Below are 14,945 nucleotides of genomic sequence, written 5' to 3' on the forward strand. Positions count from 1 at the left end.
GCAGCCGGTGGGCCATCGCCAGCGCGAGTTCCACGCCCGCGACCCCCGCGCCGATCACCGCGACCCGCGGTGCCGCCAACTCGCCCGCCGCGACCCGGTCGGCGAAGGCGGCCCAGCGTTGCGCGAAGGGCCCGAGCGGCTTGGCAGGCACCCCGTGCGCGGCAAACCCCGGCAGGTCCGGCATGGCCGAGGTGATGCCGACATCCACCGAACACACATCCCAGCCGATGGGCGCACGCCCCGCGACATGAACATGCCCCGCCGCCGGATCGATCCCTTCGGCCGCACCCGTCACCAGCCGCGCCCCCGCCGCATGCGCAAGCCGGACAAGGTCGATTTCCAGCGCCGTCCGGCTGTAATGCCCCGCGACGAAGCCCGGCAGCATCCCGGAATACGCGGCCACCGGGCCGGGATCGATGAGCGTCAGCCGCACCCCGCCGACGGGACGCATGGCGAACGCGCGCAGCACCAGCGCATGGGTATGCCCGCCCCCCACGAGCACGAGATCGCGGGTCATGGGCAGCGTGCTGTGCATGGACGGGCTCCGGGCGTGGCATGCGCGCGTGCGCGCGGTCGGATCGGCGGGGGCGGTGTGATTGTGTCGCAGGCACGGCGATACCGGGCCTTTGGCCCCTGTGCTAGTAAACGTGGGACTGTCGGCGGGCAAGCCCTTGACCTTTCAGGGGACAGCACCGCCGCCCCTGCGAGCCGAAAGGATCAGGCCGATGAAGAACCCCTATGACATGAGCCAGATGTTCCGCATGTTCGATCCCGAGGACGTGCAGAAATTCTTCGATCCGAACCAGATGTTCAGCGCTTTCGCCCCGGCCAAGACCAACGCGTTCGACATGTCCGGCGTGTTCGACATGAACCGCAAGAATTTCGAAGCCATGGTCGATGCGAACAAGGCGGCCGCCGCCGCCTACAAGGACCTGCTGGAAAAGCAGATGGAGGTGTTCGGACAACTGACGCAGGCCGCGCGCGAACACGTCGCCTGGGTGGACGAGACGACGGGGCCCGAAGCCGTGTCGAACCGCACCGAGTCCTATGCGCTGGCGGTGGAAAAGGCGCTGGTGCTGATGCGCAAGCTGGCCGATGCCGCGCGCGACGCGAACGAGGAAGCCTATACCCAGATCAAGGGGCAGGTGAACGACGCGCTCGAGGACATCAAGCAGAAGACCAAGTAAACCCTTCTGTCGTCCGCAGCCCTGCGCTAGACAGGATGCGGCGGCGCAGCGTGCGCCCGGCCAGCCCCGTGTCCCGACGCCTTGACGGAGTGCTTCATGCGCGACCACGACCTGCGGTATTCGCTGGCGAACGAGCTTCACGCACGGCCCTTTCCCTCCCTCTCGGCGCCCTGCCGCGCGATCCACCTGGCGATCAAGCAGCCCACCGATGCGGCGTCGCGCGACCGCAGGCTGGACCGCGCGCACCTGATCGACCTGCTCGACAGGCATGGCGCGCAGCACCCGCATCCCGGCGCCACCCATTATTTCGGGCAGATCGGGAAGCACCACCTGAAATGGGAAAGCCACACGGAATTCGTGACCTACACGCTGTTTTGCGATGGCGTGGCGCAGCGGCCCTTCGACGGGCGGTCGTTCGAGCTGTTTCCGAAGGACTGGCTCGAGAATGCGCCGGGGGTGCGCGTGACCTCCATGCTGATCCGGATCGAGAAGCTCGACGATTTCAGCAGCGTGTCGCAGAAGGTGTCGGACTGGTTCGTGCATGAAAGCGTCGCCGTCAGCGAGGTGATCGACGGTGCGGCGGTGATCGCGGGCGATTTCCGGATCGATCCGCAGGGGCACATGCGCATGGCGGTCTTCGTGGCGCCGGGTACGGGCAGCAGCCGGATCGGGCGCATCGTGCAGCGGCTTGCCGAGATAGAGACCTACAAGAGCATGTCGATGCTCGGCCTTGCCATGGCGCGCGAACTGTCCGGGCAGATGAACCGGCTCGAGACCGACCTGTCCGAGATGGTGGACGACATGCGCAAGGCCGACGCGCGGCCCGACGCCACGCTGGAATCGCTGCTGGCCACGGCGGCGGACCTGGAGAACCTTGCGACCAAGTCCACCTTCCGCTTCGGCGCGACCGGGGCCTATGAGGCGCTGGTGAACCAGCGCATCTCGGCACTGCGCGAGGTCCGCTTCGACGGGCGCCAGACCTTCGCGGAATTCATGATGCGCCGCTTCGATCCCGCCATGCGCACCGTCAAGGCGTCGGAACGGCGGCTGTCGTCGATGACCGACCGGGCGATCCGGGCCGGCGAATTGCTGCGCACGCGGGTCGATGTGGAACGCTCGGCCCAGAACCAGCAGCTTCTGGAAAGCATGGACAAGCGCGCCGACATGCAGTTGCGGCTGCAACGCACTGTGGAGGGGCTCAGCGTCGTGGCGATCAGCTATTACGCGCTGTCGCTCGTGCTTTATGTGCTGGCGCCGCTGGAATACTCGCTCGGGGTGTCGAAACCCGTGCTGGGGGCCGTGACCGCCCCGCTCGTGGTCGCGGGCGTCTGGGCCACATTGCGCCGCATCCGCCGCGAGATGGAGTGACGCGCGGCGCAGTCGCAACAGCGCGGCCGCGCGGCATGGCCTGACAGGCCCGAAGCCGCCGGATCGGCGCGCCGCGCACGCCATGGCATCGTCGCATCCCGCGCCGGTTTCCCACCGGCAGCCCTCGTCAGCGGCGTTGTGGTGGCCTACACTCCCGCCGAACGCAGGAGAGACCGATGCCCGTCAAGAACCGTTTCGCCGAATGGCTGCCCGAACTGACCGCGTGGCGCCGCGACATCCACGCCCACCCTGAACTGATGTTCGACACCCACCGCACCGCCGCCACCGTGGCCGAACGCCTGCGCGAATTCGGCTGCGACGAGGTGGTGGAGGGTATCGGCCGCACCGGGGTCGTGGGCGTGATCCGGGGCCGCGTGCCGGGCGTGGGCGTTGTCGGCCTGCGCGCCGACATGGACGCGCTGCCGATCGAGGAAACGACCGGTCTGCCCCATGCCTCCACCAGCCCCGGCAAGATGCACGCATGCGGCCATGACGGGCACACCACGATGCTGCTGGGCGCCGCGCGCTACCTTGCCGAGACGCGCAATTTCGCGGGCACGGCGGTCGTGATCTTCCAGCCCGCGGAGGAAGGCGGCGGCGGTGCGCGCGTGATGGTGGAGGACGGGCTGATGGACCGTTTCGGCATCACCGAAGTCTATGGGTTGCACAACTGGCCGGGTCAGCCCGCGGGCAGCTTCGCCATCCGTCCGGGGCCGTTCTTCGCCGCGACGGACGAATTCAACATCACCATCACGGGGCGGGGCGGGCACGCGGCCAAGCCGCAAGAGGTGATCGACCCCATCGTGGCCGCCAGCCATCTCGTGCTGGCGCTCCAGACCATCGCCAGCCGCAACGCCGACCCGGTCGGGCAGCTTGTGGTGTCTGTCACGCTTTTGCAGGCAGGTGGCGGCGCGCATAACGTCATCCCGCAAACGGCGCGCCTGCGCGGCACCGTCCGCACGCTCGACCCCGCGCTGCGGGACCTGGCCGAGGGCCGGATGCAAGAGATCGCCGCCGGCGTCGCCGCGACCTTCGGCGCGGTGATCGACGTGGACTATATCCGCAGCTACCCGGTGATGGTGAACGGCGCCGCGGAAACGGAACACGCCGCCGCCGTCGCCCGCGATGTGGGCGGGGCGTGCGGCGACGCGCCGCTCGTGATGGGCGGCGAGGATTTCGCCTACATGCTCGAAGCGCGCCCGGGGGCCTATATCCTTGTCGGCAACGGCGACACGGCGCCCGTCCATCATCCCGATTACGATTTCAACGACGACATCATCCCCACGGGCTGTTCGTGGCTGTCGGGCATGGTCGAACACCGGCTGCGGGCGGGGTAGCCCTCCCGGTTGTCCGGTCGCTGGCCGCGGCTCTCTCGGCACTGTCCCCGTCTGGCAGCGCGCTGCACCCTGTGCGGCGCGCAACTGCAATCCAGGCCTCACCCCGTTGGCCGCGTGCTTGCTGGGGCGGGGATGTTCCGCATTCCGCTCCCCACCCAAGCGTGCGCCGGTCCGGCGGCGCGTTGCGCGCCGCCTGCCGCTACCGGCTGATCGTCGCACACCTGGTTGGCGCGACGGGCCGAAGTCATACAGGAGTCATACGCGAGTCATACGTGATTCATATGTCGTTCACTCCGCCGCGTCCCTGTAGGTCTCGAGCGGCGGGCAGGTGCACACGAGGTGCCGATCACCGTAGACATTGTCCACCCGGCCCACCGGCGGCCAGTACTTGTCGACCCGGAACGACCCCGCCGGAAAGCACGCGGACTCGCGGCTATAGGGACGGTCCCAGTCGGCCACAAGGTCTTCGGTCGTGTGAGGAGCGTTCTTCAAGGGGTTGTTTTCCTTGTCGATGTCGCCCTTCGCCACCGCGTCGATCTCGGCCCGGATCGCCAGCATGGCATCGCAGAACCGGTCAAGCTCGGCCTTGGTTTCCGACTCCGTGGGCTCCACCATCAGCGTGCCCGACACCGGCCAGCTCATGGTCGGCGCGTGGAACCCGTGGTCGATCAGCCGCTTGGCGATGTCGTCCACGGTGATGCCATGCTCGGCGAAGGGCCGTGTGTCCAAAATGCACTCATGTGCCACCCGCCCGTTATCCCCTTTGTAAAGAACGGGATAGGCACCCTCCAGCCGCTTGGCGATGTAGTTCGCGGCAAGGATCGCGACCTTCGTGGCCTGGGTCAGCCCGTCCCCGCCCATCATCATGCAATAGGCATAGGAAATCGGCAGGATCGAGGGCGAGCCATAGGGCGCGCCGCTGACCGGTCCCTCGGACCCGCCCGTGAACGGGTGGCCGGGAAGATAGGGGGCCAGATGCGCCTTCACGCCGATCGGCCCCATGCCGGGCCCGCCGCCGCCATGCGGAATGCAGAAGGTCTTGTGCAAATTCAGATGGCTGACATCCGCGCCGATCTTGCCGGGCTGGGACAGGCCCACCATCGCGTTCAGGTTCGCACCGTCCAGATAGACCTGCCCGCCATGGGCATGGGTGATCTTGCAGACCTCGCGGACCGTGCGTTCGAAGACGCCGTGGGTGGACGGATAGGTGATCATGCAGGCGGCCAGCCGGTCGCCTGCCGCTTCGGCCTTGGCCCGGAAATCGGACACGTCGATATCGCCGCGGTCGGTGCAGTTCACCACCACGACCTGCATCCCCGCCATCTGCGCCGAGGCCGGGTTGGTCCCATGCGCGTTCATCGGGATCAGGCAGATGCGGCGGTTGTCATCTCCGCGCGCCCGGTGATACGCCGCGATGGTCAAAAGCCCCGCGTATTCGCCCTGCGCGCCGGAATTCGGCTGCATGGACATGGCGTCATAGCCCGTCACCTTGCACAGCATGTCCGACAGGTCCGAGATCATCTGCCGATAGCCGCGCACCTGGTCGGCCGGCGCGAAGGGATGGATGCGCGCGAATTCGGGCCAGCTGACCGGCATCATCTCGGCCGCCGAGTTCAGCTTCATCGTGCAGGACCCGAGCGGGATCATCGCCCGGTCGAGCGCGAGATCGCGGTCCGACAGGCGCCGCATGTAGCGCATCATTTCCGTTTCCGCGCGGTTCATGTGGAACACGGGATGGGTCATGAAATCGCTGGTGCGGATCAGCGGTTCCGGCACGCGGTAGGCGGGCGTCAGGTCATCGTCGCGCCGGGTGATGCCGAAAGCACGCCACACGGCCTCGATCGTCTCGGACCGGGTGGTTTCGTCCAGCGTGATGCCGACGCGATCATTGCCGACGGCACGCAGGTTGATGCCCTCCGCCAGCGCCGATTTCAGGATGACCCCCTGCATCGGACCGACCTCGACGGTGATCGTGTCGAAGAACGCGGCGGGTGCGACGGCGAACCCGGCCTCGTCCAGCCCGCGGGCCAGCCGCACGGTCTTGCGGTGGATGCGCTGCGCGATGGCGCGCAGCCCCTTTGGGCCATGGAACACGCCGTAGAACGACGCCATGACCGCCAGCAGCGCCTGCGCTGTGCAGACATTGCTGGTGGCCTTTTCGCGGCGGATATGCTGCTCGCGCGTCTGCAGCGACAGCCGGTAAGCTGCGTTGCCGCGGCTGTCGACGGACACGCCGACGATGCGGCCCGGGATCGACCGCTTGTAGGCGTCGCGGCACGCCAGATACGCGGCATGCGGTCCGCCGAAGCCCAGCGGCACGCCGAAGCGCTGCATGGAGCCTACGGCGATATCGGCGCCCATCGCGCCGGGCTCCTTCAGCAGCGTCAGCGCCATGGGGTCGGCGGCCATGACCGCGACGGCCTTGTGCTCGTGCAGTGCCGCGATGGGGTCGCTTAAATCGTTCAGGTCGCCATAGGTGCCGGGATACTGGAAGATCGCGCCGAACACCTCCGCCGGATCAAGCGTCTCGGGCGCGCCCACGATCAGCTCGATACCCAGCGGGGCTGCGCGGGTCCGCATCACGGCGATGTTCTGGGGGTGGCAGTTTTCATCGACGAAGAACGCCGTCGCCTTGGACTTGGCCACGCGCTGCGCCATGGTCATCGCCTCGGCGCAGGCCGTCGCCTCGTCCAGCAGGGACGCGTTGGCGATGTCGAGCCCGGTGAGGTCGGACACCATGGTCTGGAAGTTCAAAAGCGCTTCCAGCCGCCCCTGGCTGATCTCGGGCTGGTAGGGGGTGTAGGCCGTGTACCATGCCGGGTTCTCGAACACGTTGCGCAGGATCGCGGGCGGCGTGATCGTGTCGTGATACCCCATCCCGATGAGCGAGGTCAGATCAGTGTTCCGGTCCGCTATGTCGCGCATGTGCAGCAGCAGTTCGCGTTCCGACATGGCCCGGGTCAGCTCCAGCGGTTCGTCCTGCCGGATGTCGTCCGGCACCGTTTCGTCGATCAGCGCGTCGAGCGACGGCGCCCCCACCACCTGCAGCATCGCGGCCATTTCCTCGGGCGAGGGGCCGATATGGCGGCGGTTGGCGAAATCGTAGGGCAGGTAGTCGGTGGGCGTGAAGGGCATTTATGCCTCCGTGGTCGGGCCGGTGCGCGGCCTGAATGTGCAGGTCGGGTCGCGGGCGCGGCGCGGGCAGGCCGCGCGCGCCGGGATCAGCCGATATACTTGGCGTAGGCGTCCGCATCCATCATGTCGTCCATCTGCGACGGATCGGATGGCTTCATCTTGAAGAACCACGCCTCGCCCAGCGGGTCGTCGTTCACGAGCGCGGGGTTGTCCACGAGCCCCTCGTTCACCTCGACGATCTCGCCATCGATGGGGGCGAGGATGTCGGACGCCGCCTTGACGGATTCGATCACCACGATCTCGTCGTCCTTGCTGACCATGATGCCCGGTTCGGGCAGTTCCACGAACACCAGATCGCCAAGCTGCGTGGCGGCGTGTTCGGTGATGCCCACGACGATCACGTCGTCTTCGGGGCGGAGCCATTCGTGTTCTTCGGTGAACTTCATGCCTGTGGTCCTCGGGGTCCTTGGGGTGGTGTCTTGGGGTCAGCGTTTGAACTGGGCGGGGCGGAAGGGCAGCGCGGTCACGGTCGCGGGCAGGCGCTTGCCGCGCACCGCGCCAAAGACGACCGTGCCGGGTTCGGTGGCGTGGGTGGCGAGATAGGCCATGGACATGGGCGCCTCGATCCACGGGCCATAAGCGCCGGACGTGACGGTGCCGATGGGCGTATCGTCATCCGGCGCGGCGAAGATCTCGGTTCCGGCGCGCATGGGCGCGCGGCCCTCGGGCAGCAGGCCCACGCGCAGGCGGGCGGGGCCCTCCGCCATCTGGCGCAGGATCACATCCGCCCCCGGAAAACCGCCCTCCCGCGCGCCGCCGGTGCGGCGGGCCTTCTGGATGGCCCATGTCAGCGCGGCCTCGACCGGCGTCGTGGTCGGGTCGAGATCGGCGCCGTAGAGGCACAACCCCGCCTCCAGCCGAAGGCTGTCGCGGGCACCCAGCCCGATGGGGGCGACGGCGGGGTCTTCGAGCAGGGCGCGAGCGAACGCCTCGGCGCGGTCGGCGGCGACAGAGATTTCGTAGCCATCCTCACCCGTGTAGCCGGACCGCGATACCCAGAGCGGGCCGAAATCGCTATCCACGGTTGTGACATCCATGAAGCGCATGTCGCGGCACGCGGTGGTCAGGTCAAGCAGCGCGGCCTCGGCGCCGGGCCCCTGCAAAGCGATCAGCGCGCGGTCGGTGACCGGCTCGACGCTGCACAGCCCGTCCAGCCGGGCGCGCAACCGCGCGATGTCTGCGTCCTTGCAGGCGGCGTTGACGACGAGAAACAGGTGGTCGCCACGATTGGCGATCATCAGATCGTCCTCGATCCCGCCTGCGTCGTTGGTGAAAAGCCCGTATCGCTGCCGGCCGGGTTTCAGCCCCAGCAGGTCCACGGGCACCAGCGATTCCAGCGCCAGGGCCGCGTCCGCTGCGTCACCCGACGGGGTACGCAGGATCACCTGTCCCATGTGGCTGACATCGAACAGCCCCGCCTGCGACCGGCAGTGCAGATGTTCCTTCAGCACGCCGGCCGGGTATTGCAGCGGCATGTCGTAGCCCGCGAATGGCGTCATCTTCGCGCCCAGTTCGCCATGCAGCGCATGCAGCGGTGTTGTGTTCAGGTCCGACATTCAGCCCCCAGCCAATCCAACATGGCCCGTCAATCGTGCCGGTTGGCGCCGGCATCACGCATTGCGGCTGCGCCGCCCGATGATGCCCCCTCTGTCCCTTGCGCCTGAGATCGCTATCCCTTCGGCGGGCATGGCGTTCATGCCACTCTCCAGAGTGTTCGGTCCTGCAACGGTCCTTTGGCCTGAGAGTTTACCGGGGCGGTTGCTCCTTCGGCACCGGGTTACCCCGGATTCTCCCGTCGCATGACCATACTGCTAGCGCAGCATCCGTGTTCCGGCAAGGGTTTTACAGGCTGTCGTCAAAGCCACGCCACGTGTCGTATTCAGGCGATCCGCAGCTACCGGGTGTCGCAGTCGTTCACGCCGCGGGACGGGGGAATCAACCGCGGCGGGCAGCCCCGGATCCGGGGCCCGGACGGCTTGAACCGCAGTCGTCACCCGGTGTCGCAAAACTATCACTGACAAAAAATGCATTTATATCAGTTCTCTGATGCCTGTCTTGAGATCGGGCCCTGTTTTTTGCGCGCCGGCTGTTGATCGGTGGGCGGCGTCTGGCTACGGTCTCATCAACATACGCAGCGGCAACACGTCGCAGCTTGCGGTTGAGCCCCCGGAAACGGGGCCTGCTGCGCCTCGGTGCGCATACGGCGCGCCGCCCCCACGGTCCGGTGCGGGGCACAAACTGACATCATCATGCGCGTCGTCCGTGCCGTTCGTGGCACGGGGTATCTGCGCGCGCCAAGCAGCGGAATGGAGACACCATGGCCGAAGATATGCCCGCCAAGCGAAACGCCGAGCTTGACCTGCGCGAACAGGGCTATGACGGCGATCCGCTGACCAACCGCGATACAGACCGCTACCGCGCCGAATACATCATGGCGTTCGTGGAAAAATGGGATGAACTGATCGACTGGCAGGGCCGCGCGCGGTCCGAAGGGCAGTTCTTCATCGACATCCTGCGGGCGCGCGGCAAGGAAACCGTGCTCGACGTGGCGGCGGGGACGGGCTTTCATTCCGTGCGCCTGACCGAAGCCGGATTCGATGTGACCACGGCGGACGGGTCGGCCGCGATGCTGGCCAAGGCGTTCGCGAATGGCCAGAAGCACGGCCTGATCCTCAAGACGGTGCAGGCCGACTGGCGCTGGCTGAACCGCGACATCAAGGGCAAGTACGATGCGATCGTATGCCTCGGCAATTCGTTCACGCATCTGCACGAGGAACGGGATCGCCGCCGCGCGCTGGCCGAATACTACGCCGCGCTCAAGCATGACGGCATCCTGATCCTTGATCAGCGCAACTATGACGCGATGCTGGACGAGGGCTTCAGCACGAAGCACAAATATTACTATTGCGGCGATCAGGTCACGGCCGAGCCGGAACACGTGGACGAGGGGCTGTGCCGGATGCGCTACAGCTTCCCGGACGGGTCGCACTACACGCTCAACATGTGTCCGATCCGCAAGAACTACATCCGCCGCCTGCTGGACGAAGCCGGGTTCGAACGGGTGCGAACCTATGGCGATTTCCAGGAAACCTATTCCGAGGGCAAGCCGGACTTCTTCATTCACGTGGCCGAGAAATCCTCGCTCCATCTCGTGCGCTGGGGCGGCCAGTCCGAGGACGGCACCGATATCCGGACCGTGACCGAAGACTATTACGACAGCGACGACGCGGACCTGTTCTATTCGACGATCTGGGGGGGCGAAGACCTGCATATCGGCGATTACAGCGAAACGTCCGTGATCCGCGATGCTTCGGACCGCATCGTCTACCGGATGATCGACAAGCTTGACGGCCTGGGCGACGGCGCGCGCGTGCTGGATCTCGGTGCAGGCTACGGCGGCGCGATGCGCAAACTGGTGAAGGCCACGGGCGCGCAGGCGGTCTGCCTGAACATTTCCGAGACGCAGAACGACTATAACCGCGCCAAGATCCGCGAGGCCGGGCTGGGCGACCGCATCGCGGTCCGCCACGGCGTGTTCGAGGACGTGCCCGAAGCCGACGCCAGTTTCGATGTTGTCTGGTCGCAGGACGCGTTCCTGCATTCCGACCAGCGCGCCAAGATCATGGGGGAGGCATTCCGCGTGCTCAAGCCCGGCGGGACGCTGATCTTCACGGACCCGATGCAGGCCGACGAGGTGACGCCCGGCGCCTTGCAAGCCGTTTATGACCGGTTGCAGTTGAACGACCTGGGATCGATGCAGTTCTATCGGCAGGCCGCCGAGGCGGCGGGGTTCGACCTGGTGGAGCAGGAAGACGGGCTGCATAACCTGCGCACCCACTATGCGCGGGTGCTTGAGGAACTGCAGGCCAACGAAGCCCTGCTGCGCGATGCAGGCGCGTCGCTCGAGTATCTGACCAAGATGGCGACGGGCCTTCAGAACTGGGTCGATGCGGCGGATGCCGGGCAACTGGCCTGGGGCATCCAAGTCTTCCGCAAGCCTGCCTGACGCACAAGGGCAGCGGAAAACCGCGGCTGGAAAGCCGCAGAGCCGTGGTATATGGCGAAACGGACCGGCAACCGCGCCTATCGAGGCGCGGCGCAGATTACAAGGACTTGGTATGGCACAGGCACGGGACCTCGAACAGGCGGCGGCAGAGCGGATTCTGGTTCTGGACGGGGCCATGGGCACGATGATCCAGACCCACAAGCCCGACGAGGCGACCTATCGCGGGGACCGTTTCGTGGATTGGGCGCAGGACGTGGGCGGCAATAACGAATTGCTCAGCCTGACGCAGCCCGACATGATCCGCGACATCCACGCCGCATTTCTGGACGCGGGTGCCGATATCCTGTGCACGAACACCTTCGGCGCGAACGCGATCAGCCAGGCGGACTATGGCATGGTGCACCTGTCGGCGGAAATGAACGCGGCATCGGTCGCCATCGCGCGCGAGGCCATCGAACAGGCGGGGCTGGACCGCCCGGCTTGGGTCGCGGGGGCCATCGGGCCGACGAACCAGACCGCGTCGATCAGCCCGGACGTGAACGACCCCGGCCATCGGGGCGTGACCTTCGACCAACTGGCCGATGCCTATGGCGAGGCCGCGCGCGCACTGGTGGAGGCCGGGGCGGACATCATCCTCGTGGAAACGATCTTCGACACGCTCAATGCCAAGGCGGCGCTTTATGCCATCGACAGCCTGCGCGACGCGGGGCTGGCCGTGCCGCCGATCATGATTTCGGGCACGATCACGGACCGTTCGGGCCGCACCCTGACCGGCCAGACGCCCGAGGCGTTCTGGGTGTCCGTGCGCCATGCGCGTCCGTTCTCGGTCGGATTGAACTGCGCATTGGGGGCCGCCGAAATGCGCGCCCATGTGCGCACCCTGTCCGGGGTCGCGGACACCCGTGTCAGCGCCTATCCGAACGCGGGCCTGCCCAATGACATGGGCGGCTACGACGAACAGCCCCGCGAGACCGCGGATCACATCGGCGAGTGGGCGCGCGCGGGGCTTGTGAACATCGTCGGCGGCTGCTGCGGCACGACGCCCGACCATATCGCCGCCATCGCCAAGGCCGTGGCGGGGCAGAGGCCGCGCAAGATCCCCGCGCCGGTGCGCCGGATGCGTCTGTCGGGGCTGGAGATGTTCGAAGCCGCGGGCGCCGACGAAGGGGAAGCCGCATGAGCAGTGTCTCGCGTTTCATCAATATCGGCGAACGGACCAATGTCACCGGCTCGGCGAAGTTCAAGAAGCTCATCATGGCGGGCGACTATGCCGCCGCGCTCGACGTGGCGCGCAGCCAGGTCGAAAACGGCGCGCAGATCATCGACGTGAACATGGACGAGGGGCTTCTGGACTCCAAGGAGGCCATGGTCACCTTCCTCAACCTGATCGCGGCGGAACCGGATATCAGCCGGGTGCCGGTCATGATCGACAGTTCCAAGTTCGACGTGATCGAGGCCGGGCTGAAATGCGTGCAGGGCCGCTGCGTCGTCAATTCCATCTCGCTGAAGGAAGGCGAAGACGCGTTTCTTGAACAGGCGCGGATCGTCCGCCGGCACGGGGCGGCGGTCGTCGTCATGGCCTTCGACGAAGGCGGGCAGGCCGAGACCGCGCAGCACAAGTTCGACATCTGCAAGCGATCCCACGACCTGCTGGTGGACAAGGCCGGGTTCGAGCCGTGGGACATCATCTTCGATCCCAACATCTTCGCCGTGGCGACGGGGATCGAGGAACACAACGACTACGCCAACGCGTTCTTCGACGCGACGCGCATGATCAAGGACGCGATGCCCGACTGCCACGTGTCGGGCGGGCTGTCGAACGTGTCCTTCAGCTTTCGCGGCAACGACGCGGTGCGCGAGGCTATGCATTCCGCGTTCCTGTATCACGCGATCCCGCTGGGGATGGACATGGCCATCGTCAACGCGGGGCAGATCACGGTCTATGACGACATCCCGGACGAGCTGCGCGACCATGTCGAGGACGTCCTGTTCAACCGCCGGCCCGACGCCACCGACCGACTGCTCGCCATCGCGGACAAGTATCGCAACACCGGCGAGGCGGCGAAGAAGGAAGACCCCAAGTGGCGCGAACTGCCCGTCGAGAAGCGGCTGGAACACGCGCTGGTGCACGGGATCACCGATTTCGTCGTCGACGACACCGAGGAATGCCGCCAGCGCGCCGAAAAGCCGCTCGACGTGATCGAGGGGCCGCTGATGGACGGCATGAACGTGGTCGGCGACCTGTTTGGCGCGGGCAAGATGTTCCTGCCGCAGGTGGTGAAATCCGCCCGCGTCATGAAGGCCGCGGTGGCGCATCTGCTGCCCTACATGGAAGAGGAAAAGAAGCGCTCCGGCGATACCTCGGCCAAGGGGCGCGTGCTGATGGCGACCGTGAAGGGCGACGTGCACGACATAGGCAAGAACATCGTGGGCGTCGTGCTGCAGTGCAACAATTACGACGTGGTGGACATGGGCGTGATGGTCCCGACCGAGGACATCATCGCGAAGGCCGTGGAAGAAAAGGTCGATATCGTCGGCCTGTCCGGGCTCATCACGCCGTCGCTCGACAGGATGGTGGACGTGGCCGCCGAAATGACCCGCGCGGGGCTGAACCTGCCGCTGCTGATCGGGGGGGCGACCACGTCGAAGAAGCACACCGCGCTTCGGATCGCCCCGGAATACGACCATGGCGTGGTTCATGTGGATGACGCGTCCAAGGCGGTGGGCGTCGTCTCCAGCCTGCTGAGCAAGACGAAGGCGCCCGTGTTCCTCGACCAGGTCCGCGCGGAGCAGGGCCGCCTGCGCGAAGGGCGCGCCGCGTCGGACGATCGCAAGACGACCCCGATCGCGGAAGCGCGCGAGAATGCATTCGATGGCGGCTGGGACAGCTACAGCCCGCCCGCGCCGCAGACACCGGGGCTGACGGTGATCGACGACTGGACGGCGGCGGATCTCGTGCCGTTCATCGACTGGTCGCCGTTCTTCTGGACCTGGGAGATGCGCAAGACGTATCCCGCGATCCTCGACGATCCGGCGATGGGGGCACCCGCACGCGAACTCTACGACGCGGCGCAGGCGATGCTGGGGCGGATCGTGGACGAGCACTGGTTCACGCCGCGCGGTGTCGTGGCGCTGTGGCCTGCCAATCGCGACGGCGACGACATCATCGTGTGGGACGACGAAGCCCGCACGACCGAACGCGACCGGTTCTGCATGCTGCGCCAGCAGGGGACAAAGTCCAAGGACCGCGCGTCCATGTGCCTGTCGGATTTCGTGGCACCCAAGGGCATCCCCGACTGGATCGGCGGTTTCGCCGTGAACGCGGGACCCGAGGTCCATGACCTTGCCGAACGCTTCAAGGCCGAGGGCAACGATTACGACGCCATCATGGTGCAGGCGCTGGGTGACCGGCTGGCCGAGGCTTTTGCCGAAGCGCTGCACCACCGCGTGCGCCGCACGCTCTGGGGCTATGCGGCGGACGAGGCGCTGAGCAACGAGGACCTGATCGCGGAACGCTACCGCGGCATCCGCCCCGCGCCGGGCTATCCCGCCAGCCCCGACCACACCGAAAAGCGCCGCCTGTTCGACATGCTCGATGCGCCGCGCCATGCGGGGCTGAAGCTGACCGAAAGCTGCGCGATGTGGCCATCCTCCGCTGTGTCCGGCCTGTATTTCGCACATCCCGGCGCGGCCTATTTCGGCGTCGGGCGGTTGGGCGCGGACCAGGTGGCCGATTACGCCGCGCGCAAGGGCATGGACCTGGCCGAGATGGAACGCTGGCTGTCACCGAACCTCGGCTATACGCCGGGGCGAACACCCGCCGCGGTCCGCGCGGCCGAGTAAGCCCCATGA

At 66.8% G+C, this 14,945-nt stretch carries 10 protein-coding genes and 1 riboswitch; of the genes, 6 read left to right on the forward strand and 4 right to left on the reverse strand.

Features of this window, described 5'->3' with window-relative positions:
* The coding region (locus DDE13_RS15100) for an FAD-dependent oxidoreductase (protein WP_162631039.1) at positions 1 to 535 on the reverse strand (535 nt) is incomplete at its 3' end.
* Positions 536 to 725: 190 nt separating this feature from the next.
* Here DDE13_RS15100 and DDE13_RS15105 point away from each other — a divergent pair.
* From DDE13_RS15105 to DDE13_RS15115, 3 genes are all read left to right on the forward strand, one after another.
* On the forward strand, positions 726 to 1,187 hold the full coding sequence (locus DDE13_RS15105; RefSeq protein WP_111405122.1) for a phasin family protein: 462 nt from the start codon (positions 726 to 728) through the stop codon (positions 1,185 to 1,187).
* A 96-nt stretch (positions 1,188 to 1,283) separates the two neighbouring features.
* Positions 1,284 to 2,555: a DUF3422 family protein gene (locus DDE13_RS15110; RefSeq protein ID WP_111405123.1), complete on the forward strand. Its 1,272-nt coding sequence runs from the start codon at positions 1,284 to 1,286 to the stop codon at positions 2,553 to 2,555.
* A gap of 176 nt (positions 2,556 to 2,731) precedes the next feature.
* On the forward strand, positions 2,732 to 3,892 hold the full coding sequence (locus DDE13_RS15115; RefSeq protein WP_111405124.1) for a M20 aminoacylase family protein: 1,161 nt from the start codon (positions 2,732 to 2,734) through the stop codon (positions 3,890 to 3,892).
* Positions 3,893 to 4,180: 288 nt separating this feature from the next.
* On the opposite strand, the gene gcvP is transcribed toward DDE13_RS15115, so the two are convergent.
* The 3 genes from gcvP to gcvT all read right to left on the reverse strand — a co-directional run bounded on the left by gcvP (position 4,181) and on the right by gcvT (position 8,643).
* Complete coding sequence (gene gcvP, locus DDE13_RS15120; RefSeq protein ID WP_111405125.1) at positions 4,181 to 7,027, reverse strand: aminomethyl-transferring glycine dehydrogenase; 2,847 nt, start codon at positions 7,025 to 7,027, stop codon at positions 4,181 to 4,183.
* A gap of 86 nt (positions 7,028 to 7,113) precedes the next feature.
* Positions 7,114 to 7,473 carry a glycine cleavage system protein GcvH gene (gene gcvH, locus DDE13_RS15125; protein ID WP_111405126.1) on the reverse strand — a complete coding sequence of 120 codons (360 nt, stop codon included), beginning with the start codon at positions 7,471 to 7,473 and terminating at the stop codon, positions 7,114 to 7,116.
* Between the two features lie 39 nt (positions 7,474 to 7,512).
* Positions 7,513 to 8,643, reverse strand: a complete 1,131-nt coding sequence (gene gcvT / locus DDE13_RS15130) for a glycine cleavage system aminomethyltransferase GcvT (protein WP_111405127.1) — start codon at positions 8,641 to 8,643, stop codon at positions 7,513 to 7,515.
* A 160-nt stretch (positions 8,644 to 8,803) separates the two neighbouring features.
* Positions 8,804 to 8,892: riboswitch (glycine riboswitch) on the reverse strand.
* 512 nt (positions 8,893 to 9,404) lie between these two features.
* Here gcvT and DDE13_RS15135 point away from each other — a divergent pair.
* The 3 genes from DDE13_RS15135 to metH all read left to right on the forward strand — a co-directional run bounded on the left by DDE13_RS15135 (position 9,405) and on the right by metH (position 14,936).
* Positions 9,405 to 11,093 (forward strand): glycine/sarcosine N-methyltransferase, encoded by a 1,689-nt coding sequence (locus DDE13_RS15135; protein ID WP_235868720.1) that lies wholly within the window; start codon positions 9,405 to 9,407, stop codon positions 11,091 to 11,093.
* A 112-nt stretch (positions 11,094 to 11,205) separates the two neighbouring features.
* Positions 11,206 to 12,273, forward strand: a complete 1,068-nt coding sequence (locus DDE13_RS23810) for a homocysteine S-methyltransferase family protein (RefSeq protein WP_222626115.1) — start codon at positions 11,206 to 11,208, stop codon at positions 12,271 to 12,273.
* Positions 12,270 to 14,936, forward strand: coding sequence for a methionine synthase (gene metH, locus DDE13_RS15140; protein ID WP_222626116.1), 2,667 nt, complete (start codon positions 12,270 to 12,272; stop codon positions 14,934 to 14,936). Before DDE13_RS23810 ends, metH begins: the two co-directional genes overlap by 4 nt.
* Positions 14,937 to 14,945: the final 9 nt, after the last annotated feature.

This window comes from Meridianimarinicoccus zhengii (assembly GCF_003254465.1).
In the GTDB taxonomy this organism is placed as follows: Bacteria; Pseudomonadota; Alphaproteobacteria; order Rhodobacterales; family Rhodobacteraceae; genus Meridianimarinicoccus; species Meridianimarinicoccus zhengii.